Source organism: Acinetobacter sp. CE-15, assembly GCF_051059255.1.
Taxonomy (GTDB): domain Bacteria; phylum Pseudomonadota; class Gammaproteobacteria; order Pseudomonadales; family Moraxellaceae; genus Acinetobacter; species Acinetobacter guillouiae.
The window spans coordinates 122,169-148,504 of sequence record NZ_CP192737.1; the positions used below are offsets into that span (position 1 = coordinate 122,169).

At 39.8% G+C, this 26,336-nt stretch carries 22 protein-coding genes; 10 read left to right on the forward strand and 12 right to left on the reverse strand.

The annotated features are described in order from the left end of the window. The first annotated feature begins 31 nt into the window (after positions 1-31). The 4 genes from ACQ7EO_RS00560 to ACQ7EO_RS00575 all read left to right on the forward strand — a co-directional run bounded on the left by ACQ7EO_RS00560 (position 32) and on the right by ACQ7EO_RS00575 (position 3,830). Complete coding sequence (locus tag ACQ7EO_RS00560) at positions 32-331, forward strand: ArsR/SmtB family transcription factor (protein ID WP_034614967.1); 300 nt, start codon at positions 32-34, stop codon at positions 329-331. A 38-nt stretch (positions 332-369) separates the two neighbouring features. Next, complete coding sequence (locus ACQ7EO_RS00565; protein WP_096735379.1) at positions 370-1,428, forward strand: alkene reductase; 1,059 nt, start codon at positions 370-372, stop codon at positions 1,426-1,428. A gap of 347 nt (positions 1,429-1,775) precedes the next feature. Further along, complete coding sequence (locus ACQ7EO_RS00570) at positions 1,776-3,056, forward strand: 3-deoxy-D-manno-octulosonic acid transferase (RefSeq protein WP_434278691.1); 1,281 nt, start codon at positions 1,776-1,778, stop codon at positions 3,054-3,056. A gap of 60 nt (positions 3,057-3,116) precedes the next feature. Beyond that, positions 3,117-3,830, forward strand: coding sequence for a 16S rRNA (uracil(1498)-N(3))-methyltransferase (locus tag ACQ7EO_RS00575; protein ID WP_434278692.1), 714 nt, complete (start codon positions 3,117-3,119; stop codon positions 3,828-3,830). Here the strand turns inward: ACQ7EO_RS00575 and ACQ7EO_RS00580 are convergent. Together ACQ7EO_RS00580 and ACQ7EO_RS00585 are read right to left on the reverse strand one after the other, a co-directional pair. Beyond that, positions 3,813-4,796 carry a mechanosensitive ion channel family protein gene (locus ACQ7EO_RS00580; protein ID WP_373868811.1) on the reverse strand — a complete coding sequence of 328 codons (984 nt, stop codon included), beginning with the start codon at positions 4,794-4,796 and terminating at the stop codon, positions 3,813-3,815. The genes ACQ7EO_RS00575 and ACQ7EO_RS00580 overlap by 18 nt on opposite strands. Before the next feature lie 146 nt (positions 4,797-4,942). Continuing rightward, positions 4,943-5,584, reverse strand: a complete 642-nt coding sequence (locus ACQ7EO_RS00585; protein WP_434278693.1) for a DUF805 domain-containing protein — start codon at positions 5,582-5,584, stop codon at positions 4,943-4,945. A gap of 233 nt (positions 5,585-5,817) precedes the next feature. Here ACQ7EO_RS00585 and acs point away from each other — a divergent pair, with 233 nt between their 5' ends. Continuing rightward, positions 5,818-7,761: an acetate--CoA ligase gene (gene acs / locus ACQ7EO_RS00590; protein WP_096735376.1), complete on the forward strand. Its 1,944-nt coding sequence runs from the start codon at positions 5,818-5,820 to the stop codon at positions 7,759-7,761. Between the two features lie 169 nt (positions 7,762-7,930). Beyond that, positions 7,931-9,115, forward strand: a complete 1,185-nt coding sequence (locus ACQ7EO_RS00595) for an acyl-CoA dehydrogenase family protein (RefSeq protein WP_434278694.1) — start codon at positions 7,931-7,933, stop codon at positions 9,113-9,115. A 214-nt stretch (positions 9,116-9,329) separates the two neighbouring features. On the opposite strand, the gene ampC is transcribed toward ACQ7EO_RS00595, so the two are convergent. The 3 genes from ampC to msuE form a co-directional block, all read right to left on the reverse strand. Then, entirely contained in the window at positions 9,330-10,454 is a 1,125-nt protein-coding gene (ampC, locus tag ACQ7EO_RS00600; protein WP_434279583.1) for a class C beta-lactamase, read from the reverse strand. A 353-nt stretch (positions 10,455-10,807) separates the two neighbouring features. Beyond that, positions 10,808-11,926, reverse strand: coding sequence for a dimethylsulfone monooxygenase SfnG (gene sfnG / locus ACQ7EO_RS00605; RefSeq protein WP_034614949.1), 1,119 nt, complete (start codon positions 11,924-11,926; stop codon positions 10,808-10,810). Between the two features lie 46 nt (positions 11,927-11,972). Next, a complete protein-coding gene (msuE, locus tag ACQ7EO_RS00610) occupies positions 11,973-12,710 on the reverse strand; it encodes an FMN reductase (protein ID WP_004723461.1) in 738 nt (245 codons plus the stop codon). A gap of 378 nt (positions 12,711-13,088) precedes the next feature. Between msuE and ACQ7EO_RS00615 the strand changes: the two genes are divergently transcribed. The 4 genes from ACQ7EO_RS00615 to ACQ7EO_RS00630 all read left to right on the forward strand — a co-directional run bounded on the left by ACQ7EO_RS00615 (position 13,089) and on the right by ACQ7EO_RS00630 (position 18,826). Further along, positions 13,089-13,742, forward strand: a complete 654-nt coding sequence (locus ACQ7EO_RS00615) for a response regulator (protein ID WP_434278695.1) — start codon at positions 13,089-13,091, stop codon at positions 13,740-13,742. 234 nt (positions 13,743-13,976) lie between these two features. Continuing rightward, the gene (locus ACQ7EO_RS00620) at positions 13,977-15,197 is read left to right on the forward strand and encodes an MFS transporter (protein WP_434278696.1); all 1,221 of its coding nucleotides are present in this window, start codon (positions 13,977-13,979) and stop codon (positions 15,195-15,197) included. A gap of 267 nt (positions 15,198-15,464) precedes the next feature. After that, the gene (locus tag ACQ7EO_RS00625) at positions 15,465-17,870 is read left to right on the forward strand and encodes a YgiQ family radical SAM protein (protein WP_004823673.1); all 2,406 of its coding nucleotides are present in this window, start codon (positions 15,465-15,467) and stop codon (positions 17,868-17,870) included. A gap of 431 nt (positions 17,871-18,301) precedes the next feature. Next, positions 18,302-18,826, forward strand: coding sequence for a DUF2726 domain-containing protein (locus tag ACQ7EO_RS00630; protein ID WP_004823674.1), 525 nt, complete (start codon positions 18,302-18,304; stop codon positions 18,824-18,826). 60 nt (positions 18,827-18,886) lie between these two features. On the opposite strand, the gene ACQ7EO_RS00635 is transcribed toward ACQ7EO_RS00630, so the two are convergent. From ACQ7EO_RS00635 to argS, 7 genes are all read right to left on the reverse strand, one after another. Continuing rightward, complete coding sequence (locus tag ACQ7EO_RS00635; protein WP_004823675.1) at positions 18,887-19,243, reverse strand: RidA family protein; 357 nt, start codon at positions 19,241-19,243, stop codon at positions 18,887-18,889. 59 nt (positions 19,244-19,302) lie between these two features. Continuing rightward, on the reverse strand, positions 19,303-19,527 hold the full coding sequence (locus ACQ7EO_RS00640) for a hypothetical protein (RefSeq protein ID WP_209828918.1): 225 nt from the start codon (positions 19,525-19,527) through the stop codon (positions 19,303-19,305). Positions 19,528-19,596: 69 nt separating this feature from the next. Further along, positions 19,597-21,009: a cell envelope integrity protein CreD gene (gene creD, locus ACQ7EO_RS00645; protein ID WP_419313357.1), complete on the reverse strand. Its 1,413-nt coding sequence runs from the start codon at positions 21,007-21,009 to the stop codon at positions 19,597-19,599. A gap of 113 nt (positions 21,010-21,122) precedes the next feature. Further along, positions 21,123-22,586 carry a two-component system sensor histidine kinase CreC gene (gene creC / locus ACQ7EO_RS00650; protein WP_434278697.1) on the reverse strand — a complete coding sequence of 488 codons (1,464 nt, stop codon included), beginning with the start codon at positions 22,584-22,586 and terminating at the stop codon, positions 21,123-21,125. A gap of 3 nt (positions 22,587-22,589) precedes the next feature. After that, positions 22,590-23,309: a two-component system response regulator CreB gene (creB, locus tag ACQ7EO_RS00655; protein ID WP_209828912.1), complete on the reverse strand. Its 720-nt coding sequence runs from the start codon at positions 23,307-23,309 to the stop codon at positions 22,590-22,592. Positions 23,310-23,754: 445 nt separating this feature from the next. Beyond that, on the reverse strand, positions 23,755-24,348 hold the full coding sequence (locus ACQ7EO_RS00660; protein WP_004723450.1) for an SPOR domain-containing protein: 594 nt from the start codon (positions 24,346-24,348) through the stop codon (positions 23,755-23,757). 145 nt (positions 24,349-24,493) lie between these two features. Next, the gene (gene argS / locus ACQ7EO_RS00665) at positions 24,494-26,284 is read right to left on the reverse strand and encodes an arginine--tRNA ligase (protein ID WP_004723449.1); all 1,791 of its coding nucleotides are present in this window, start codon (positions 26,282-26,284) and stop codon (positions 24,494-24,496) included. Positions 26,285-26,336 lie beyond the last annotated feature (52 nt).

The window sequence follows — 26,336 nt, forward strand, 5'->3', positions numbered from 1 at the left end:
GGAGCTTTGCTCTGAATTGAATGTGTCTAAGATGGATATTGATTTAATTTCTAAAGCATTAGCGAATCCGACTCGCCGACAGATTTTGGAATGGCTCAAGAAGCCACAACAATATTTGTCGGAAGAGCAGTGCGGTGGCTTTGGTCGTGGTGTCTGTGCAGGGAATATCGAGAAGCTCGGTAATGTCTCTCAATCTACGATGTCAAATCATTTGTCTGTTTTGCAACAGTCAGGATTAATTCAGGCCGAGAAATATGGTCAATGGTCATATTTCTCGCGTAATGAAGCTTTAATTCAGCAATATATTGATTATCTACAAAACTCGCTCTAACGCCTGATTTCAATCAGAAAGCGAGTGATGAGGCAAATATGGCTGAACTTAACTCTCCCCTTGTACTTGGTGATTTACATTTAAAAAATCGTGTCGTGATGGCGCCTTTAACCCGTAGCCGTGCTACCGCTGATCGGGTACCCACGGCAATCATGGCTGAGCACTATGCACAGCGTGCCAGTGCGGGTTTAATCATTACTGAAGCAACAGTGATTTCTGAACAAGCCAATGGTTATTTAAATACACCAGGGCTATTTACAGATGCGCAAGTTGAAGGCTGGAAGTCTGTAACCCAAGCGGTTCATGATCAAGGTGGCTTGATTGTGGCGCAGTTATGGCATGTGGGACGTGTCTCACATCCAGATCTACTCGATGGTGAAACGCCTGTATCTGCAAGTGCAATACAACAAGCAGGACAAGTCAGCTTATTACGTCCAAAACGTGACTATGTCGTGCCACGCCCTTTGGAAATCTCCGAAATTCATACCATCACCGAACAGTTTAAACAGGCTGCAATTAAAGCCAAGGCGGCTGGTTTTGATGGCGTTGAATTACATGCTGCCAATGGCTACCTGATTGATCAGTTCTTACAAAGCTCAACCAATCATCGTGAAGATGAATATGGTGGTTCTGTTGAAAACCGCGCACGTCTTTTACTTGAAGTGATGGATGCTTTAATTGAAGTATGGGGCGCAGGCCGTGTGGGCATACATTTAGCGCCACGTGGCGATGAGCATGATATGGGGGATGCTGATCCACGTGAAACCTTTGGTTATGTCTTGGAACAATTAGGTAAACGTAAAATTGCATTCTTCTTTACACGTGAATATTTAGCCGATGACAGTATCAGTGAATATATGAAACAACGTTCAAACGGTGTGCCATATATTGCCAATATGCGTTTAAGCCGTGAAGATGCCATCAAACTCTTGGCATCAGGTCAAGCAGATGCGGTGTCTTTCGGTAAAGCTTATATTGCCAATCCTGATTTGTATGAACGTCTAATTCAAGACGCACCTTTAAATGAATTGGTGTTTGAAAATATGATTGGTTCACAAACTGCGGAAGGCTATATTGATTATCCTGCTTTGGGATAAAACAAAGACTGTATTTTCTCTGGATGTGAATGGAATACCCATTCACATCCACAACTCAGATAAATTTAACCAGTTTTCTTTTTGCATCGTTGAATCTTACAAGGCATATGTATTCGATGGCATGGATATCGCCATTGGTTAAGGCGTATAACACTACTTCTTAACCAATAAGCGTTTTTCATCCGTGCAAAGCCAAGTTTTGTTAGCGTTGTTGCTGGTTGATAGATCAGATTTGCTCTAGCATGCGGTCGACTACCTTGCTGACAACAAATCGTTAAATATTATTCATTAACAACTGAATATGGCTCTGTTATATTTGCCCATTCATCTATATTGAGACATTCTGTTTGGCTACTCCTTTTTGGTATAACACAGCACTTAAAATCGTTAAGCCTTTGTATCAATGGCGTATCAAAAAACGTGCGAAAGATAGCGCAGAATACCAACAAGAATGTCTTGAGCGCTTTGGTCCCTTTCAAGATGTAAAGAATCAGCATGCCATTTGGTTTCATTGTGTTTCAGTCGGAGAAACCAATGCTGCTCAGCCTTTAATCGAACATTATTTAAAAGCAGGTCATGCTGTTTTAGTCACCAATACGACAAAAACAGGCCAAGCACGTGCCAAATCGTTATTCTTAAAAGCACCTTATCAAGGATTATTTCAAGCGGTATATTTGCCTGCTGATCAGCGCTATTTAGTTGCTGATTTTTATCAGAAATACCAACCCAAATTGCTGATTTTGGTTGAAACTGAACTATGGCCAAATCTTATTGACCAAGCTCAACAGTTTAAAGTGCCTTGTATTTTAGTGAATGCACGGCTTTCAGAAAAATCTGCCAAAGGTTACGCCAAAGTTCCAGGCTTGACCCGTCCAATGCTACAGAAATTAGATCAGTTATTGGCGCAAGATATTGCAACGCAGCAACGCTTTATTGATTTGGGTATGCCGCAAGATAAAACACAAGTACTTGGAAGTATTAAATTTGATATTTCTGCACCTGAACAATTTATTCATAAAGCACAACAGTTGCAGGAGGACTGGAATTTAGCAAATCGAAAAATCATTACTATCGCCAGTACACATGCACCTGAAGAAGAAAAATTATTTCTCGCATTTAAAACCTATTTAGAACAATATCCAGATTGGTTGTTGATCGTTGTCCCGCGCCATCCTGAACGTTTTGATGAGGTTTTTGCTGCTGCACAAAGTTTAAATTTAACAACACAGCGCCGTAGTTTAGAGCAAGCAATCGAGTCGAATACCCAAGTCTATTTGGCAGACAGTATGGGTGAAATGTGGCTGTGGTATGCATTGAGTCAAGCATGTTTTGTTGGCGGGTCGTTAAATGAACCCGGTGGTGGACATAATATTTTAGAAGCTATGGTTTTAGATGTACCCACCGTGATTGGACCGCATTATTTTAATTTTCAAGCCATTGTGGATGAGTTCTTACAGGCAGATGCCTTAAAAGTAGGGCAAACTGTTGATGAGGTGGTTCAGTTGTTGGTGCGCTGTTTGGAAGACCAAGCTTTTGCCCAGCAATTAAGCCAGCATGCGATTGATGTTTTAAAGCGTAATCAGGGTTCTTTATACAAACATATTGCAGTGATTGATCAGTATTTATAATTTATACATTGTTGATGAATAAACACCATCAGCTAAAAGTAAAACGAACCAGAATTTTTTATGAACATCGTCCTTCTTGATCCTCGTCAAACACAAGCTGAAACTTGGACAATCAGTTCAAAAAGGCAAGTTGAACATTTGCACACGCATCTTGCTGCCAAAGTTGGAGATACGCTTAAGGTTGGCGTTCGGGGTGCCAGTCGTTATTTAACTGAAATTGTTGATATTTCAGAACATACGATTTTACTTCGACCGATTCAAGAAGAGCCTGTTCCAGCAAAATTGCCCGTAACTTTAATTGTGGCATTACCACGCCCCAAAGTGTTACGCCGCTTAATTATGGATGCGGTGACACTGGGGGTCGAAAAATTAATTTTGATTCATAGTTATCGGGTCGATAAGAGTTATTGGCAAAGCCCTTTTTTACAGCAAATTGATCATTACATCACCTTGGGATTAGAACAGGCAGGAGATACCATCGCTCCTCAAATTGAACTATATAAACGCTTTAAACCTTTTGTTGAAGATGTCTTACCTAGCTTCATTACGCCACAAAATCCTGCTTATGTGGCGCATCCGTATACTGAACAGAAAATGCCATTTGCTATTGATCATTCATGTACTGTGATCATTGGACCTGAAGGTGGTTTTATACCTTATGAGGTGGATTTACTGATAAAAAACGGCTGCCAAGCAGTGAGCTTAGGCAACCGTATTTTGCGTACTGAAACCGTGATCCCTTATGTATTGGGGCGCTTATTTAGCACGAGCTGATTCGATGTCATCCGCTGATGGATCACCGCGGTAGACTTTGACTTCCTGAACAGGATAAGGAATCGAAATATTATTATCCGCAAAGGCTTCTAGCACACGTTCTTGAATTTCACTGATCGAAGCCGCTGTAACCACTTGCGTGGTATCTACCCACCAACGAACGGTTAAATTGACAGAGAAATCCGCCAAAGCAGAAACATTCACAGTAAAGCCCGGCTGGCTTAAAATACGTTGATCTTTATCAAGCAATTTAAGAATAATGTCTTTGGCTTTCTGTACATCATCTTCATAACCAATCCCAACCACAAACTCACAACGACGGCGTTGGTAAGCGGTATTTACCGTCACGGCGCTGGTATACACAGTTGCGTTTGGAATCACGATACGTCGTCCATCAGGGGAACGTAAAAAAGTTGCACGAATTTGAATATCTTCGACAGTACCTTCCATATTGTTGACAATGATGTCATCACCAATCTTGAACGGTTCACCCAAAAGAATCAAAATTCCAGAAAGTAGATTTTGGAAAATATCTTTAAATGCAAAACCAATCGCGACCGAACCAATCCCCAAAGCACTCATCAGTTGAGCAGGAGTAAAGCCGGGAATTGCAATGACCATGGCAATTAAAAACCCAAAAAAGATAATTGCGGTACTGCCGACACGATTCAGTACCAGAACTAAATTTTGGCGCGTATAGGTACGGTTTTCGAGTGTTCTACGGACAAAGAATTTAAAAAGCTTAGACAGCAACCAGAAAATAGTGATGACGATCAGCGCAATACATAAATATGGCATACGCTCCCAAAAACCATCGACAAACTTGTCGATGGTTGAGTATGCGTCTTTATATTTTTCAGTATGTTGAATCACTGTTTGTGCAGTTTTTTCGCCTGCAGAATGGATCAATTGAGTCGTGTCTTGTGCAACGGTACTCAATGCATTTGCTTCTTCAGCCACAATCATGTCCAATAAAATAATTGGCATATTTTGCCTGAAATTTCAAAGAAGTTAAGCTTTGATTACAGTTTTTCTTATGACGGACAAATAAAAATAATATTTGTGAATCAATATTCAACTCATATTAATGCATCATCAAGGATTAATTCTTCTTAAAAATATTTAGTCCCTTTTTCAATGATTGTTGTTGGATTTTCAATTTCTCCAGTCCCCAGCATAAATGACACTACGCTTATAGAGCTAACTAAGCTGATGATAAAGCCTATTAGCATCAGCCAAGCCATTAATTTTTCAATAAAAGTCGATGGGCGTGGGTGACCAAAACGATTGGCGCGATTACAACCACGTGCAAGGAGTAAATACAGCAGCATCAAGAATTGCACAATGGGAATCAGCAATAACAGAATAAACCAACCAGATTTATTACGATCATGCAGCCTGCGAATAATCACAACCATCATTCCATATAAATAAAGACAGCTGAGTGCGAAGTAAGTGAACTGACCTAATCCTGAAATCGAATTTATCGCATGTTGGCTGAATTGCAGTGAATGTAAATTCACACTGCCAAAGACTAGACCGAGGGCAAGCAATGCAATGGTAAAAATGAGATGCAAAAATCCAAACCAAGCAATATAACTCAAACGATTAAAGCGGCCTTGAGTAGAAAAGGGATGATCTACTGGTGATACTTGATGCTTTGAAAAAAAAGTCGACGATTCTTGTATTTGCATGACGATCGCGTCCAGTTGAATGAGTTCGGTAAGGAAATGTTTTTTTTCTGAAAAAACCATATGCACTTCTGAATACAAATTATAAGATCAAAAAAACTCCATAGATATTGAAAATTCGAATATTTTGGCAAATGACTTAAGATTTTCCGATGGTTAAAGTGACCCCCGTGTCTACGACCAAAGCACAATTGTTAACCGAAATGCGCTATCGTAATACTGAACACATGCAGCAAATAAAATCAAGAACGTAGGCATACATCTCGTGATGAGGTGACAAATCAAGGAAGCAGAATATGAATGAAATCTATCCAGTTCCAGAACAATTTGTTAAAACAGCAAGGACCAATGAACAAGAATACTTCGATCGTTATCAACAGTCAGTAGAGCATCCAGATGAGTTTTGGGCAGAAGCTGCAAAGAAATTGGACTGGATTAAGCCATTTACTCAAGTAAAAAACACCAGCTACGACAAAGATAATTTTAAAATTGAATGGTTTGCAGATGGGCAACTGAATGTCAGTGCCAACTGTTTAGATCGTCATTTAAAAGAGCACCCATTGAAACCTGCAATTATTTGGGAGGGGGATCATCCATCTCGCCATAAAATCATTTCTTTTGAGGAACTGCATGATGAAGTGTGTCGTTTTGCCAATGTCTTAAAGAAAAATGGAATTGGGAAAGGTGATCGAGTCATTTTGTATATGCCGATGATCCCTGAAGCGGCGATTGCCATGCTGGCCTGTACCCGAATAGGGGCGGTGCATTGTGTGGTATTTGGTGGGTTCTCTCCAGACTCATTGGCAAGTCGGATAGACGACAGTCAAGCCAAATTGGTGATTACTGCTGACCAAGGTATGCGTGGTGGTAAAACGATTCCGTTAAAAGAGAATGTAGATGCAGCATTGGCGCTGGATGGAACCACTTCGGTTGAAAAAATGATTGTGGTGCATCGTACAGGCCATCCAATAACAATGCAGGAAGGGCGTGACCTGTGGTATCACATGGAAATTATGACGGTCACAGATATCTGTCCGCCAGAACCGGTGAATGCCGAAGATCCTCTATTTATTTTGTATACGTCTGGGTCAACAGGAAAGCCTAAAGGGGTGTTACATACCACGGGGGGTTATTTAACTTATGTCAATTCAACTTTTCGTGAAGTTTTTGATATTAAACAAGATGATGTATTTTGGTGTACTGCAGATGTGGGCTGGATTACGGGGCATTCTTATGTACTTTATGGACCATTATCCAATGGTACAACCACGGTCATGTCTGAAGGCATCCCACAATATCCAACATGGGCACGCACAGGGCATATTGTAGATAAGCATAACATTACCATTCTCTATACTGCACCAACAGCGATCCGCGCCATGATGCGTGAGGGTGACGCTTTTGTGCGTGAAAGTGACCGTAGCAGTTTGCGTCTATTGGGTACCGTGGGTGAGCCGATTAATCCAGAAGCATGGAATTGGTACTATACCGTTGTGGGTGAAAGCCGTTGTCCAATTGTGGATACATGGTGGCAAACTGAAACAGGCGGTATTTTAATTTCTCCACTGCCGGGCGCAACTCCACTTAAACCGGGTTCGGCCACTCGTCCATTGTTTGGCGTACAACCGGCATTGGTTGATGCTGAGGGTCAAGAACTTGAAGGTGAAGCAGAAGGCAATTTGATTATTAAGAATTCTTGGCCGGGGCAAATGCGGACCATTTGGGGCGATCCTGAGCGATTTATTGAAGCGTATTTCTCAACCTATCCGGGCAGTTATTTTACTGGTGATGGTGCGCGTCGTGATAAAGATGGTTATTACTGGATTACAGGCCGTGTAGATGATGTCTTGAATGTTTCGGGTCACCGTTTGGGCACTGCTGAAATTGAAAGTGCCTTGGTTGCGCATGCAAAAGTCGCTGAATCTGCAGTTGTTGGTATGCCACATGAGATTAAAGGGCAAGGCATAGCGGCCTATGTGACCTTGCAGGCGGGTGAAGCTGAAACTGAAGAATTACGTAAAGAATTGGTCAGTTGGGTACGTAAAGTGCTGGGACCTGTAGCAACACCTGATGCAATTTATTGGGCACCTGCTTTGCCAAAAACCCGTTCTGGAAAAATCATGCGACGCATTTTGAGAAAAATTGCTGCCAATGAACTAGATAGTTTAGGCGATACTTCTACTTTGGCTGATCCAGGTGTGGTAGATCAGTTGATTACAGAGGTTAAGGCCAATTCTTAGTGATTGAAGTCTCTTGATTTTGCTAGCCAAAAGTTGAATACCGTTAGAGAAATTCTAGCGGTATTTTTTTGTTATTGATTTTCAAACCACAGAATAAGTAATGCAGGCATTGAGATAAGGAAATCTTACTTGATTTGATAAGCTCAAGGCACTGGGAATAAGAGTAAATATGATGAATGCACCTCAACAGGAGATAAACCTTTCTGCTTTAGCAACAGCAAAACAATTGGCAGAACAATTTGCGCAGACTGCTGCTGAGCGTGATAAAGCAGGTGGTAATCCAAAGCTGGAACGGGACTTGATTCGTCAAAGTGGCTTATTGGGACTGTCTATTCCACAACAATATGGCGGGCAGGGGGCAAATTGGAAAACAATTTTCCAGACCATTCAAAGTATTGCACAAGTCGATAGCTCCTTGGCACATGTATATGGCTTTCATCATTTATTAATCGCCACCGTACAGTTATTTGCTCAACCTCAACAATATTCGGCATGGTTTGAACACACTGCCCGCAATAACTTGTTTTGGGGCAATACGTTAAACCCTTTAGATCAGCGCACGAAGGTACAACAACTCACTGAGAATGACTTTATTTTTCATGGTGATAAAAGCTTTTGCTCAGGATCAATAGATTCAGACATACTGCTTTGTTCGGGCTTTAATGATGCTGGAAAATTACTGATAGCTGTGATCCCAACACGTCGAGAAGGGGTCAGTTTTTTAGGCGATTGGAATAATATGGGGCAGCGTCAAACGGACAGTGGAACCAGTCATTTTGAACAGGTCAAAATTCACAAAGATGAGTTATTGTTAAATCCAGGACCATTAAGTACACCTTACTCCAGTTTACGACCTTTGATCGCACAATTGATTTTTGTGCATCTGTTTTTAGGCGTTGCTGAAGGTGCCTTTGACCTTGCAAGACAAACAATACAAAGTCAGAAAGCATGGTCAACGTCTTTGGCTGAAAATGCGGTGAATGATCCGTTCACCCAGAAGCATTTTGCTGAGTTTTATGTACAGCTTGAAAGTGTACGTTTACTTGCCGATGAAGCCATTGCAGCATTGCAAACGGCTTGGAATATTGGTGAGCAATTAACAGCAGAACAACGTGGTGAAGTCTCAATTGCCATTGCAACTGCAAAAATTGCTGCAACCAATAGCTCGCTGTTTATAACGCAAAATATTTTTCAAGTGATGGGTGCCAGAGCGACAACAGCCAAATTGAATTTAGATCGTTTTTGGCGAAATGTCCGTACTCAGACCTTGCATGATCCGATTGATTATAAGTATCAGGAAGTAGGGGAATGGGTATTGACTGGAAAAGTGCCCGATCCAAGCTTTTATTCTTGAACCTAAGCTGACCGATGAAATTTTATAAAAGTTCATTCTTAGCGCTTTAGCGTTGGTATTGCCATATCTTAGATTGAAAAAATCTGTGTTGGATAAGGGGTAGCTGTTATACCCCTACCAACAGCGACAATTATGTTGCCATGCAATAGATACAACATGAATGATCTAACAATGCACAAAGCTAAAGCCTAGTCCGATCTGACGTGTTTCAGCATCAAGGATTGGATTTTTGCTTTAAGCTATTGAGCACTTCATACGCTGCCTTAATTCGCTCAGCATTGGGAATTTTTTTATTCATTAACATCACCAAGCCAAAATTCTCTTGTGGAATATAAATCACATAGGTCCCAAACCCATTGGTAGAGCCAGTTTTATGAAAGACTCTTGAACCAGTCTTCACGAGGGTTTTTTCAACGGGGTTAGATTGCATCACAACCCGATCAGAATTGCTTTCTAATAGTGTGTTTAATGTAGCTGGGTAGCTGAACGATTCCCAGCCAAGGGCTTGGGTCATACCACCCATTTTAAAGTAACCCGTATGTGTCGCTAGAATCGCAGGTTTAATCGCTGCTTTGGCTTGATCTGGATTTAAGTTTAAATTTAAAAAATGTAGCATGTCCGGTAGGCTAGATTTCACCCCATAGGCTTGCGCATCAAAAGCGCCAGCAGTGACCCGAAGCGGGTGATTATTTTGATCATAACCAAAAGCATAGTTGCCTTGTTGTGCTTTAGGAACTTGGACATAAGTATGTTGGAGTTCTAGTTTGGGGAAGATCACTTGTTCTAATAAAGCGCTAAAAGGCATGTTCATCGCTTTAGCGGTCGCTTCACCGAATAACCCTATGCTTGGATTAGAGTATTGTCGAAATTGACCAATCGGGTTTTTGACTTTCCAATCTTGAAAATATTTAAGTGTTTGCGCATCTGTTTTTATTTGATCAGGAAATTGCAATGGAAGATTACCACTGGTATAGGTGGCCAATTCTAAGAGTGTGACTTGATTAATGTCTGAGTTTTTTAATGCAGGTATATATTTACCAGGATGGTCTTGAAGAGAAATTTTACCTAAATTTTCTGTATAAGTGCCTGCTGTTGCAGTAAATATTTTACTGACTGAGCCTAGTTCAAAAAGGGTATTTTTATTTACGGCTTTCGCATTCGCAAGTGATTGTACGCCGTAATATTTTTCATAACTTTTCCCGTTATACAAAACACCTATTGCCATACCGGGCACTGCATAAGTTTTCATTAATGGCTGAAATGCAGTATTCATTGCAGTTTCAACCTTTATAGACGTTGCAGGTATGTCGTTGGCGTTTACATAGCTCGTCAAGCTCATACTGCCAATGAGGACGCAAAATATCGTTTTTGTTTTATTTAAAACTACCATGCCCACTTTTTCCATCTATGCTACAAAAAGGGCGTATTTTAAAGTTGAAAGAAATTTTTTCCAAGATTGCGGTTGTTGAGTATATGTATAGAACAAATACACTCGATGATTCAATAAAACAAAAAGCAAAAGTAGGCTAATTTATATAAGGATAATTGTACTGATTTATACGATTCTATTTTTATAAATACTTTTTATTTATTCTAAAAAAAATCCCTCAAGCCGAGTCAAGAGGGAAAGCTGCAAAGCTGTTTTAGTTATTTATTGTTGTTTTCACAGCACCATCGATGAAGAGATAAACCTTAAGCTGATTTTGCAGTAATTTGATCTTTTTGTGCTTCTTCAATTTGACGAACCAAAGGCAAGACCTTTTCACCGAAATATTCAACTTCTTCAATAAAATGTAAAAAGCCAGATAACACCAGATCTACCCCTACATTTTTGAGCTCAACAATACGTTCAGCAATTTGTTGCGGTGTACCAATCAGATTGGTTTTAAAGCCATCGTTATATTGCACCAAGTCTTCAAAGGTTGATTTTGCCCAGTTACCTTCACCTTCTTTAGATGCCGCGCCCGCTTCACGGGTTGCATCGCCAAAGGCATTGACCGCTTCAACATTGGCTTGGTCAATAATCTCTTGCAACACCGCTTTTGCTTCTTCTTCAGTATCACGAGCAATGATAAATGCATTGACCCCGATTTTGACTGAATGATTATTTAGCTTGGCTTTTTCACGAATATCATCGATTTGTTTTTTGAGTTCTTCAGGTGTGTTGCCATTGGTGAAATACCAATCTGAAACACGCGAAGCCATGTCACGTGCAGCACGTGAACTACCCCCTTGGAATACTTCAATATGGGGCTTCTGCAAAGGTTTTGGTTTTAAAGTGTAGTCTTTAAACTGATAATATTTACCATCAAAGCTATAGTTATCCGTTGTCCAAATACCTTTTAACGTACGAATAAACTCTTCTGAGCGAACATAGCGTTCATCATGTTCAGGCCATGGCTCACCAATGGCATCAAACTCGCCACGAAACCAACCACTTACGACATTAATCGCAATACGCCCATTGGTCAGGTAATCAATGGTCGCCAACTGTTTTGCGGCTAAAACAGGTTTCCATGGTCCCGGAAGAATTGCTGCAATTACTTTTAATTTTTCAGTCTTGGCTAAAAGTGCATGACTAAAACTCACAGATTCGTGTTGATTTTCAGCGCCATACCCTGCGGTAAAACGAATTTGGGTGAGGGCATATTCAAAACCACTTTTTTCGGCAGCTTGTGCCAAACGGACATTGTAGTCATAGCTCCAGTCTGTCCGTTGTTCAATATTACTGACCACTAAGCCACCACTGACATTGGGAACCCAATAGGCGAATCGAATTGCTTGGCCATTATTCGATGAAAACTGTGACATATCATAACCCTCAATTTTTTATGATTTATTCATAACAAGGTTGCGCTTAAGCAACCTGTGATTGTGGTGTTTTGGATTTTGCATGTAGACGAGACTCTGCCGCATCCAAGTCTGGTATCGCCGCGGAAGGAAGCACATCATCTTGCTCAATCTGTTTGTTGATGCCTAAATTTTGATTGGCTTGTTCTGTTTTGGCTTTTACCACTTCTGCTCGCTGACCTTTTGCAGGCGCCCATTCTAAAATTGGCAATGCACGTGCGACAGCTAAAGTGATACGGTCTTGGATGTGTTCACTTTTAATGGTGTACTCAGGCGTAAAGTCACGATCTGTTGCATAGACACCAATAGGCAGCGTTTGCGCTTGAAAGAAGCTAAATAATGGACGTAACTGATGTTCTAGAACTAAAGCATGACGGTCACTACCACCCGATGCAGCAAGCAATACAGGAACATCGACTAGCGCTGTTTGTTCAACAAAATCAAAGAAATGTTTAAATAAACCAGTAAATGATGCACGATAAACAGGTGTTCCCACGATGAGCGCATCTGCTGCTTCTACGGCAGCTAAGTCATCTTGAACACGTTGTGGCAGTTGGTTGCGATAAATTGCGCCCCCTAACAAATGGCCTATTTCACTGAATTTAATAAAGTGAACATGAATCGGTGTTGCCTGACCCAGCTCATCTAAAATCGCTTGAACCAAACTTTCGGTTTTTGAAGGGTTATTTAATCCCCCTGAAACAGCAACAATATTTAATGGTTTTTGTTGAGTATAAATAGACATGTTGGCAACCTAATAAATTGAATCTCGGAATGCCATTCATTAATCTATATTTGACGAAGCGCTGTAAAATAATGAAAAACAGATTGGTTATCTGTTTTTAAGATAAACCGGAAAGACATGGAATAATGCACGATTTCGTCTTTTAAGTATTTGAAGTTAAATAATATTATTAAAATGAATAAGTAATTCATTTTTAACTGTTTATTTTATATTTAAAAGTGATATTCAAATCTTAATTTCGATAAATGACCTAAAGATTGTAGGGAATTTTAATTAAAGCCGACAAATTATTCAAAAATTCGTTAATATTTACGTATCCTAAATAGCAATAGTGCGGTTAGAATGAAATAACTGCGCTAGAGATCTCTCGCTTCGCTTATGAATATTTTAATCGTTGATGATCATCCACTGTTTCGCCATGCGTTAATTCAGGCGGTTCGTTATAGTTTGCCACAGGCTCAAATTAGTGAAACTGCGACTGTTAATGAATTTTATGAGCGTTTGGAAAATGGTCCAGAACCAGATCTCGTCTTGTTGGATTTAAATCTGCCAGGCGCATCGGGTTTCTCTGCATTGGTACATGTTCGTGCACAGTATCCTGCACTTCCTATTATTGTGGTTTCTGCTCACGAAGATGCGTCCATTATTCAACGTGCAATTGCACATGGCGCAATGGGCTATATTCCTAAATCTGCGCATCCAAGCCATATTGGGGAAGCAATTCGCCAAGTGCTGGATGGTGATATTTGGTTACCGCCAAACTTACCCGCAGCGAATATGAATTTTGACCCGCGTGCCGCAGATGAAACCGCTTTAGCTGAACGTATTCAATCGTTAACACCACAACAGTTCCGTGTATTGATGATGGTTGCAGAAGGTTTATTGAATAAGCAAATTGCTTATGAACTTGATGTTTCGGAAGCGACCATTAAAGCGCATGTGACGGCAATTTTCCGTAAATTAGGTGTACAGAACCGTACTCAAGCGGTACTCGCAATCAATGCACTCAATATTGAAGAACGAAAAGTTTAAGATTTTTGCTGGTTAAATTTAACCTCAATATATTGAAAAATTACGAGAAGAGTGTATTAAAAATACACTCTTTTTTATTTTCTGATTTCTGCATTTCCTCATGTAATTTTATTCGAAATCAAACATTTAAAATCCATAACTGACTTGAATCATCAGGGTATTGTCTGCAATAAAACTTTAGCTTTTATCAAGAGTTAAAAATAGGCGTATACTGAACGGACATGAGGAATAATTATGTCTGAAGCACCTGAATCTACAGCTTATATTGAGTATGGCACTCGGCCTTTTATCGCAATTTTACTTTCATTGTTTTTAGCTGGCTTTGCTGTATTTTCATCGTTGTACTGTGTTCAGCCGATGATGCCGTTTTTGGCAAGTTTTTTTCATGTTACGCCAACCCATAGTAGTTTCCCGCTTTCATTTTCCACCATTGCCTTAGCCTTAGGGCTTCTTTTTGCAGGACTGATTTCAGATCGTTATGGTCGTAAGCAGATCATGGCCATTTCTTTATTTTCCACAGCAAGCTTATTATTGCTAAGTTCGTTTTTACCGTATTGGGAAATATTTCTTGCAACACGCATGATGATTGGCTTGGCTGTCAGTGGTGTTGCTTCTGTTGCAATGACCTATATCGGTGAAGAAATTGCACAAAAAGATGTTGGCTTTGCCATGGGACTGTATATTTCAGGGACTGCGATAGGGGGAATGGGCGGGCGTTTGATTGCAGGGGTCTTGCTGGATTATATCTCTTGGCAAACTGCGACGATGATTATTGGTCTACTCAATTTATTGATCGCGATTACATTTTATATTGCCTTACCTACCTCTAAACACTTTAAATCTTATCCGATTCAATTCACACGTTTTATCGAATCCTTTAAGAAAAATCTTTCTGACCCAAAGCTCAGACTATTGTTTGTCGAAGGTTTTATTCTGATGGGATGCTTTGTGACCGTGTTTAATTACATGAGTTATCATCTGTTAGAAAAACCTTTTGAACTGTCGCAAACTTGGATTGGTTTAATCTCGATTGCCTATTTATCTGGCATTTATAGTTCACCTCGCGCAGCCAGTTGGAGTCGTCAATTTGGACGAGGTAAAGTGCTGATTGTGATGTTCTCAAGCATGATTTTGGGTTTATGGATGATGCTGATTCCATCACTATGGGGGATCTTGATTGGCCTATTGATTTTCACGTTCTCATTTTTTGCTGCCCATTCCACATCAAGCAGTTGGGTATCAGTACAATCCTTACAGTATCGCGCTGTTGGCTCTTCGCTTTATCTATTTTGTTATTATCTTGGTTCAAGCTTCCTGGGCAGCAGTAGTGGATTAGTCTGGGAAAAATATGGATGGTTTGGCCTAACGGTTACGATGACCTGTGTACTTTGTATCGGGCTCTTGGTGGCTTTAAAACTCAATCAAACGCAGCATAAAGATCAGGCAAAAGTATGAGCGGCTGCATCTAAATAGTGTTAAATAAGCTTTTCTATTCAATTTCGCTGCGCTTTTAAACAATCCATCATGTTGGGTAAATTTTCCTTTTATAACGTATGACGAATATCTTTAACATCTTAAAAAGCTATCAATAGCGGACTAAATAGAAGACCAAGAAGAAATGTTTACTTTTTAATCAAACAACATGAGTAAAATTCATGGTAAAATGATCAACTTTCATTTTAGATCTCTCCCGATCGCCAACTGCCAATCGAGAAACTCACCATGTCGACCGCTTATACTGCTCAGACAGCGCCTACTGCGTTGTTTGATTATGACAAATATTGGGCATCGTGCTTTGAACCAGCACCATTTTTGCCAATGTCACGCGAGGAGATGGATCAACTCGGTTGGGATAGTTGTGACTTTATTCTGGTATGTGGTGACGCTTATATCGATCATCCATCGTTTTGTTCAGGAATTATTGGCCGAACGCTTGAAGCACAGGGTTTCCGTGTCGGGATTATTGCACAACCAGATTGGACTTCTGCTGAAGCATTTAAAGTGCTAGGTAAACCGAATATTGCATGGGGTGTGACCGCGGGTAATATGGATTCTATGATCAACCGCTATACGGCTGACCGTAAAATCCGTTCTGATGATGCATATTCACCAGACAATTTACCCAATAAACGTCCTGACCGTGCTGCAACTGTATATTGTCAGCGTTGCCGTGAAGCATTTCCTGATGTACCCGTATTATTGGGTGGTATCGAAGCATCATTACGCCGTATTGCGCATTATGATTACTGGTCAGACAAAGTTCGTCGTTCAGTGTTGATGGATTCAAAAGCGGATTTATTGATGTATGGCAATGGTGAACGTTCCGTTGTTGAAGTTATGCATCGTCTTGCCAAAGGCGAAAAAATTCATGAAATCACCGATGTTCGTGGTACTGCATTTATCGTCAATAAAATTAATCGTGTTTCTAAAGCCAAGTTTGTTGAAATTGCATCGAATGATGTCGATGCGATTGGTCGTGTTGATCCAATCATCAATCCTTATGTAATGACTGAAGATTTAGATGGTTGTGAAATTGAACAAGGCAAAGGAAATTCTTTAACCCAATATCAAAATTTCCAAAAAGAATTGGTGGCAAATCCTGTTGTTCGTGAAGGTGATCAACTGGATGAGAATACCCAGATTGTACGTTTACTGCCGACCTCTAAAGCAATTAAACATAAATTACCGCCGCGTGAATTGGCTGTGATTCGTTTGCCTGCTTTTGAAGAAGTGGCGACGGATCCTGTACTTTATGCGCATACCAACCGCATCTTGCATCTTGAAACCAATCCGGGGAATGCTCGTGCATTGGTACAAAAGCATGGTGAACGTGATGTATGGTTAAATGCACCGCCGATTCCATTGACCACCGAAGAAATGGATTATGTGTTTGACTTGCCTTATGCGCGTCTACCACATCCAGCTTATGGTGAAGCGCGTTTCCCTGCATTTGATATGATCAAGTTCTCTGTAAATATCATGCGTGGTTGTTTTGGTGGTTGTACATTCTGTTCGATTACCGAACATGAAGGTCGTATTATTCAAAACCGTTCAGAAGAATCAATTTTACGTGAAGTTGAAAAAATTCGTGATACAGCCCCAGGTTTTACAGGCATCATTTCAGATTTAGGTGGTCCAACTGCAAACATGTATCGCTTGCAGTGTAAAGATCCTGAGATTGAAAAGAACTGTCGTAAACCTTCTTGTGTGTATCCTGGTGTATGTCAAAATTTACATACTGACCATGCGCCACTTACTCAACTTTATCGCAAAGCACGTTCATTAAAAGGCATCAAAAAGATTCTGATTGGTTCAGGCTTACGTTATGACCTTGCGGTATTGAACCCTGAATATGTCAAAGAACTGGTTCAACACCATGTTGGCGGTTATTTAAAAATTGCTCCAGAGCATACCGAGAAAGGTCCATTGTCGAAGATGATGAAACCGGGAATCGGAACCTATGATCGCTTTAAACAGATGTTTGATCGTTTTAGTAAGGAAGCGGGTAAAGAACAGTATTTAATCCCGTACTTTATCGCTGCGCATCCGGGAACAACGGATTATGACATGATGAATCTTGCGATCTGGCTTAAGAAAAATGGCTTCCGTGCCGATCAGGTGCAAACCTTTTATCCATCACCAATGGCGACAGCGACCACGATGTATCACACGGGGAAAAACCCGTTGGCCAAAGTGGCTCGTTATACCGAAAGTGTGGATATTGTCAAAGGTGAAAAGCGTCGTCGTTTACACAAAGCCTTCTTGCGTTACCACGATCCAAACAACTGGCCATTACTACGTGATGCATTACGTGAAATGGGCCGAATAGATTTGATTGGTAATTCTAAGCATCATCTGATCCCAACTTATCAACCGCAAGGAACAGAAGGGCAATACCAATCTGCGCGTAAGAAGAACTCGACTGTAGACGGTGATTCGCAAAAGCGTACTGGGGATAGCCGTAACTCACAGGCGAAAACGCAATCGCGTCCTTCCAATACCAAAAAGCGCCCTGAACGTGGTCAAATATTGACGCAACATACAGGTTTACCGCCGCGTGAAACGGGTGATAAAAAACCATTTGCTGGAAATAGCAAAACAAAGTCTAAGTCAAGAAGTAGAGCTTAAGTGCTGTTTGAAATAGTAATAAGAGAGGATGCCTAAGCATCCTTTCTTAAATCAGCAATTGAATAATAAAAATACGCAACTGTGGATAACTCTCTGTAAACTGTTGAAAACTTTAGTGTACTAAAAACACACAATTCTCGAATATCCTTGTCCTACAATAGTACGCAAGATTCATTAAATTCAGTTGTATTCGCATTCAATACACGCTATATATGAGGTGCAATTCAATTCATTTGGTTGAAATACCAAGTGAATAAAACAAATAATAGTTCAATAAATAAGTTAAAAATGTGATTTATTTGATTATTTTGAAAAAGCAAATATGAGAATGCGTCTGGCATATTACAAAATTGAACTGATTAAAAATAGTATCTTTGATACACAAGAACTGGTCGTAGACCAAATTATAATAAAGAATTAGGAAATGAAAAATGGACATGATAATCGTTGCGAGTCTGATATTACTTGCTGTCGTGATTGGTGCTGCTTATAAAGGATTGAAAAATAAGCAACAAGCAGATAGTGCTTTACGAAGAAGAGCAGTATTTAACTCACATGAACAAATTACGTTTACGCGTTTAAAAGAAATTTTACCTGAAGCCAATATCTTGGCTCATGTATCTTTTGATGCATTGTTAACGACAAAATATTTACATACACGTCGTAAGTATCAGCAAATGTTTGCAAATTTTGTTGTGCTGGACAAAGATTATAAAGTTTTAGCTGTGATTGCTTTAGATGATACCAATGCGATTAAGCGTTCGAATCAAAATACCTATGAAGATGCTTTGTTACAGTCAGCAGGTTATCGCGTGATTCGTTATATGGGAATTCCAGAATATCAGGATTTGCGAGAAGATTTTTTAACAGAATTTTCAGAAATGAACCATTCGCAAATGTTGGAGGAACATGTACTGGGGAAGTTTGATCTGTACTCAAATCGCGCATATAGCTAATCAAAAAAATGCATGTTTAAACATGCATTTTTTACGCTTTCCAAAAATTAAATAACGAGCTTATTCTGGTTTGACCGCAACAACCGTCATTTCAACTAAAACATCAGGTCGATAAAGCTTTGCTTCTACACAAGTTCTCGGCAGAGCTTGCATATCTGAACACCATGTATCCCAGATTTCGTTCATTCCTGCATAATCATTTTCGATATCTTTTAAAAAAATCATCACAGACATAATATGCTTTTTATCTGTGCCCGCATCTGCAAGAAAACGATCAATGATATCTAAGGTCTGTTGAGTTTGCCCTTTGATATCCAAACTTAAATCCGTAGCCAATTGACCCGCCAAGTGAACTAAATTTCCCGAAATTGCGATTTCAGAAAAGCGTTTTTCTACGTGCAAACGTTGTACAGTCATGATCATTCTCAAAGTTTGTTTATGTTTTAAATTTTACGTCATGATTTACAATCTGCAAATCAACTTTGTTGCTTGTTGGTGAATCTATCTATACGAATGAGAATTTTATACTTAAAAATAATCAAACAGTTATATTCTGGGCAAATAATGAAATTGCCTAAATTTAAAAATTGAATTTGCGCACCACGTAACTGATTTAAACAAAATGCAATTGAACATTGCAGAGGACAAAGTTGTTGCAACTGCTTAAAGTGTTGCTGCTCCTGTGGTATGGAAGTATTCATTGCAATACCTATTATTTAGATTCTATTTTTAAGCCAGTGAATCGCTTTGAGCTATTCACTGTGCCGTTATCAAGCTTGCGGAGGCGTATAGGATTTGAGTTTTTGCTCAGGCTTATTGTTGATTTGATACCAGTCGATATGCCGTGTAATAAACATCACCACAGCAAGTAAAACAAATGAAATGATAGAGCCGATCAGGAAGGTTTTGCCTGAAGATTGCAACAGCATATACATTACGGCATAAAGTGAACTCAGGATGATGCTAAATAGGCCCGCGGCTTTAAAACCTTTCATCACATAGTATAAGTACCAGCTCATGAGCCCGACACAGGCAATTCCAGCAACGAAATAAGCCCATGCAAAGGCATAGTATTCACTGATCGAAAGCAGTAAAACAAAGAACACCACTTGAGCCATCGCCACCAAAGAATATTGAATGGGGTGAATTCGTAAGCTTTTAAGCACTTCGAAGAGAAAGAAACAAGCAAAGGTGATGATGATAATCACGATACCGTATTTAATTGCACGATCTGTTTGTGTATAGACATTGACTGATTCTAGGAATTCTGTCGATAAACCAATACTTTGAACAGGTTCACCCATATAAGCTGGCTCTTGGGAAAAATAGCCATTACTAAACTGGCGAATACACTCATTGTTGTCGCAATCAATCAACTTACTGATGTTTTGATGACCTAGAGCAATATTTTTCCATTGTGCGGTGAATTGTTGTGGTGTACTGGTTTTTGCAAAGGGTAAGTTTTGTCCTGAATATTTGGTATCCGCCCAATTACCTTTGGCCTGATAAGTGACACTACGACTGGTTGGGATCAGGGTGAATTTCCCCAGACCCGTAATATTGGCGGTTAAATCAAAAGTGAAACCATTTTGAATGGCATTGATTAATTCAGGATATTTTTTTGCAGAAACATACATAAAGTCAAAACCAGAACTGTTACTGCCTTGAGCACTCATTTCAAAAGCATAAGTTTTATTGAGCATGTTTAAGCTCGGTTGGGTATCCAAACCGCGAGGATCATGTACAGGGAAGATAATTTCAGCTCGGTCCCATTGGTAATCTTTCTTTTCAAGTGTTGGTTTTTGGAATACCCCTTTGGCCATGAGATTGGCGGTGTAGCTAATTGCTCGATAGATGGTACGTTTATAAGTGTTGTCAGAAACATTAAAGTTGGATGACCATTGTGTGCTGTCAGCACTGATATACAGCCATTGTTCCTCAGTACACAAATAGGCCACCTTTTTTTCATCAAGGCAGTTTTTTTGCTCATTGTAGGGCACACGGATATACGGTGAAATCACGGTTTGAGGACTAATATTATTTTGTGCAATTTCTTTCAGAAATGCCCGTTGATAATCTTGTCGTTCTGAGACCAGACTGGTAATAAAGAGTAAGCCTATCCAAAATAAGGCAACTAAAATTGCGATTGCAATAATTTTGAATGTAATAAAGTTGGAGCGCATCACTGTTTTCCTTCGCCGTTGTTTTTTGTCAGTGTTGAGTGTGCGAAACAGCAATGTGCTTTGTTTGAGGTGTATCGGTTTTTTATATGAATTTTAAGTGAAGTTTGGCCGTGCTAAGGCAATTGAATTTTTACCAATACACCTTTTTGGTGGGGTTGTAAGATGGTGATTTTATTTCCTTGAATATTGCCAATGTGAATCTGTCCATGGTGTTGCTCAATGACCTGTTTAACAATGCTCAGTCCAATACCAGAGCTGCGTTGCTGGCTAATTGGACGAGGCAAGGAAAAATAAGTATCAAATACTTGCGTAAGTGCATAATCTGGAATCCATTCGCCCTCATTAAAAACCTGCAATTCTACCTGCTGGTGTGTTTGACGATGAAGCCGAATCAGGATTTTTGCTGAATCTGCAGAAAAATCCAGCGCATTATCTAAAATATTGGCGAGGGTTTGTTGAATCCAAAACCGATCTGCACCAACTATACAATTGGCTTCAATATCCAGTAAACACTGGATTTTTTTGGCCTGAATTTGACTGGCATGCTGGTCTAAAGTTTGTTGAATCAGTTCAGATAAATTGAAATCTTGCATTTCAATTTGATGTTTAGATTTTTCCAGACGGGTCAATAAAAGCATCCGATCAATCAAGCTACGTAAGCGCTGGCTTTGTTCATGAATATGCGTGGCAAATTGTTGTTGATCATTTAGTGGTAAATCTTCTTTGAGTAGTTCTGCACTGGCTTGAATTGCGGTAAGTGGGCTTTTGAGTTCATGGGTCAGTGTATTGACATAGTGTTCTACATAAGCACGATCTTCGAGTTTTTCTCGCATATTTTCAACTGCTTGAGCAACTTGGTTGAGTTCTTTTGCCGAGCGAAAATAGGGTGTTTGATTGACAGGGGCAAGTGCCTGCGCGTATTTACGCACACGGTCAATACTGTGTTTTAGCCAATAGGCCACCAAACTGGCGAGAAACAGACTGAGTAATGTAATCCAAGCTGCTTGACGGATCAGCTGATTTTCAGCACGCTGAATATAAGGCTGTACTGAAATATTGGGCTTTCCAATACTGACAACGCCAATCAATTGCTGTTGTTGACCAACTTGATAATAGATTGGTGCTGCGATAAACATGGTGCTGCTATTGCTGTCCTTTTCATAACTGCGTGTAGAGCGAACCCCGTATTTTCCCTTTAAGGTCAGGTAAACATCATTCCATCGTGAGTAATCTTGTCCTGTAGCGATACCTTGTGAGTCATAAATGACGATACCTTTGTTGTCGGTAATATAGATTTGTTGATTGATCTCATTTTTATTATGTTTCCAGATTGTGGCATTGAGTTTGCGATTCAGCGCTTTTTGAATTTTTTCATCAAACTGAACGGTACTGACTTTATTTTCATAGACGTCTTCAGCCACTAACATCGCGATAATATTAGCATTTTCCGCAAGAGTATCTTCTACGACCTGTCGTACATTGGGCTTTACTTGTTGATTAAAGGTATAAGACATAAACCATAAACCCAGCAAGATGATCAATCCAAAGAAGAACCAAATACGAATAAAAATGGACATGGTTTAGCCTTGCCTTTTTAAACTATAGCCAAAGCCTCGATGGGTTTCGATTGGGTCTTGCTCAGGAGAGATCTGCTTAAGTTTATTGCGAATACTTTTGATATGGGTATCAACAGTTCTTTCTAAACTATGCTCAGGATGTTCCCATACATGATCCATCAATTGTTGACGGCTAAACACCTGTTCAGGGCGTTGAATCAATAATTTAAGTAAGCGATATTCATAGCGAGTCAGCTGAAGTATTGTGCCTAAGTAATGGATTTGCAAAGCCTCATCATTGCATTGCCAAACTTTAGCTGGTGTTGTAGAAAGCTGTGTATTTGGCTGTGAGATGTGCTGTAACTGATTCTGTATCTCCATTCTGCGCCAAATGGCTTTAATCCGAGACACAATTTCACGCGAACTAAATGGCTTGGTACAGTAGTCATCTGCACCAATTTCTAAGCCCACAATACGATCTATTTCGTCATCTCGTGCGGTTAAAAATAGCAAGGGTGTGTGATTAAAGAGACGAATTTTTTTACAGACATCAAAACCATTTAAATCAGGTAATCCGACATCTAAAATAATAAAATCAAAGGGTTGCTGTTGAATAAAATCAATGGCTTGCAGACCTGAATTGGCCCAAGTCACTTGCCAGTCTTCTCGTTCAAGTGCGTAACGTAACGGCATAAGAATAGCAGCATCATCTTCTACACATAAAATCTGTTTTTTATTATTCATTGCATTTAAAAACTCATAATCTCAATAGGAGTGTACTCAAATTGAAATACTTAGGCGAATGAATTTTCAGTGAAGTTTAGATGAACTGTTTTATTGTTTGAAATTAGCTGAATGCCTATTGGTGTGGGCTTTTACCCATGTGAATTTCTGAGCGCCCTGTAATCTTCGGATTTGATCGTCACGCCAATCACAGGACAGCAAATCAAAAGTATTGGTGACTTTTGATATCTCGGCAACGACATGGGTAATGTATTGCGGAAAATAGATTACTCTAATTTTGATCAATTTGGGTAAATTTTTATCGAATTATATTTCTTTTGAGTAAAAATTATTCAATTTGCCCACATATCTAAGCAAGGTTAAAAAACGATTTTGAAGAATAAAACAGGATGCCAAAGCATCCTGTTTTAACGATTGATTGATCAGGCCATGCCTGAAAATTGGATCAGCGTTTAACTACAATAGAGTCAATACCGCTATGTTGTAAGGTTTGTTGGGCAATCACTGCTGCATTTTGTGATTCATAAGGGCCTGAAATCACACGATACCAAGTTTTTCCAGCTTCTGTGCTTTGAACCACATCGGCAGATAAACCATTTAAGATAATTTCAGCACGACGTGCATCGGCAGCATCAGGATCATCATAACTACGAACTTGTAAAATATATTCGGGTTGAACAGGTGTTGTGCGTTCAGCATTTACACCGACATCCACATTTTCAGACTGAGACGGTGCTTCAACAATTACAGGTTGTTGTTGATTTCTGCTTTCAGGAACAGCTTGTTCAGGAATAGGGGTAACCTGTTGTTGTGGTAACAGATCATAAAAACGATAGTCTTTGTTGGTATCTTCTTGATAATGCTCAGACGTGATTTCGTTTTTGGGTTGGACGGGCGCCCACGGTTTCCAGAGCATCAGTGCGACACCAAAACTTAACACGATTAAAATGACGACAAGCATCCCTAACCATTTAGGAATCAATGGTTGTTTAGGTTTGGTTGGCCTTTCTGAAACACCGCGTTGCGTTTTTCCAAACACGTGGAACCCTCTTATTATGTATTGCTTAGATCGTGTTCAAGCATAGTTTTGCTTGAACACGATGTAAAGTAATGATTTATTACACACTTCAATGCTTACTTTGAGCCAGACCTTGGTCTTGAGAACATGTAAAGCAATTCTTGACTTACATACTTTCAGGTGCAGATACACCCAATAATTCAAGACCATTATGTAAGACTTGTTTGATATTTGCTGAAAGCAATAAACGGGCTTGAGTCAATTCGGCATCATCACCCAATACTTTATTCTCGTTGTACCAACCATGGAATAAAGCAGCAAGTTCTTTCAAATAATTACCAACTTGATGTGGTTCATAATTATTTGCAGCGCGAATAAGGACTTCAGGATAAGCCGCGAGTTTCGCTAAAATTTCAGTTTCAGCATCAAGTTCTAATTTTGCAGCAAATTGACGTGCATTTTCAGTATCAAATTGAATATTTGTTGTTGCTGCTTTTTCTAACATACGGCAAATACGAGCATGTGCATATTGAATATAATACACGGCATTGTCTTTGCTTTGAGATACCGCTAAATCTAAATCGAAATCAATGTGCTGTTCAGATTTACGCATCACATAATAAAAACGAGCTGCATCATTGCCGACTTCTTTACGGAGATCACGCAATGTCACGAATTGACCTGAACGAGATGACATTTGTACCATCTCACCACCACGCCATAAGCTGACGAACTGCACTAAAAGTACCGTCAATTTAGATGAGTCATAGCCCATCGCGTCAATTGCAGCTTTAACACGTGCAATATAGCCATGGTGGTCTGAACCCCAAATATCAACAAGGTCAGTAAAGCCACGTTGTAATTTATTTAAATGATAGGCAATGTCAGAAGCAAAGTACGTGGTTTGTCCATTACGACGTTTGACTACACGGTCTTTTTCATCACCAAATTCAGTTGATTTAAACCAAATGTTGCCATCTTTTTCATAAAGAAAACCACGTTGGTCTAATGTTTGTAAGGCTTCATCAATTTTTTCAGCCAAAGATGCTTCACTAAACCAGTGATTAAACGTTACGCCAAACTCACCAAGGTCATCTTTAATGTCATCTAAAATGGCATGTAAAGCTGCTTGATGGAATACACGATAACCTTCACCCACTAAAGCTTGTGCGTTGTGAATTAAGCCATCAATGTGCTTTTCTTTATCGCCTGAAATAACCACTTTATTGCCATCGGCATCAAGCTCTTCAGCATATTGCACATCTTCAGGAACATCTTTGTAAACATCAGCCACACTACGTACATAAGCATCAGCATGTTTGTCGATGATACCTTGGGCGATTTCTTTAACGTAATCCCCTTGATAAGCATTTTTAGGGAAAACTAAAGTTTGGCCGCTTAATTCTAAATAACGTAAATAAGTTGATGTGGCGAGGATGTCCATTTGACGGCCAGCATCATTGACATAATATTCACGTTCAACTTTGGCACCTGTTGCTTCAAGTAAGTTTGCAACAGTCATACCATATGCAGCACCACGACCATGACCTACATGCAGGCTAGAGGTTGGGTTGGCAGAAACGAATTCAACCTGAATTTTCTTGGCTGCATTTGCTTGGGTTTTACCAAATTGTTCTTTTTGTGCTTGGATCTGATCCAACACAGTAAAGCGTTGATCGGCATTTAAAAAGAAGTTGATAAAACCAGGACCCGCAATTTCAGCTTTGGCAATATCAACCACTTCGGGTAAATTTGCCAAAATTTTCTCTGCAAGATCACGTGGTTTCATACCAGCAACTTTAGCGCCCATCATGGCAATGTTTGATGCGAAATCACCGTGGCTTCGGTCTTTAGTTCGCGTTAAAACACTCGTGTTTTTCCAGTCAGATGGAAGAGTCCCTTCAGCTTGTAGGGATTGCACTGCATGATCAAGAGCTGCTTGTATGGCCGTATTCATAATCTATAGAGAAATAAATGTCGCAGAAAAACGCTAAATATAGCAAATTTTG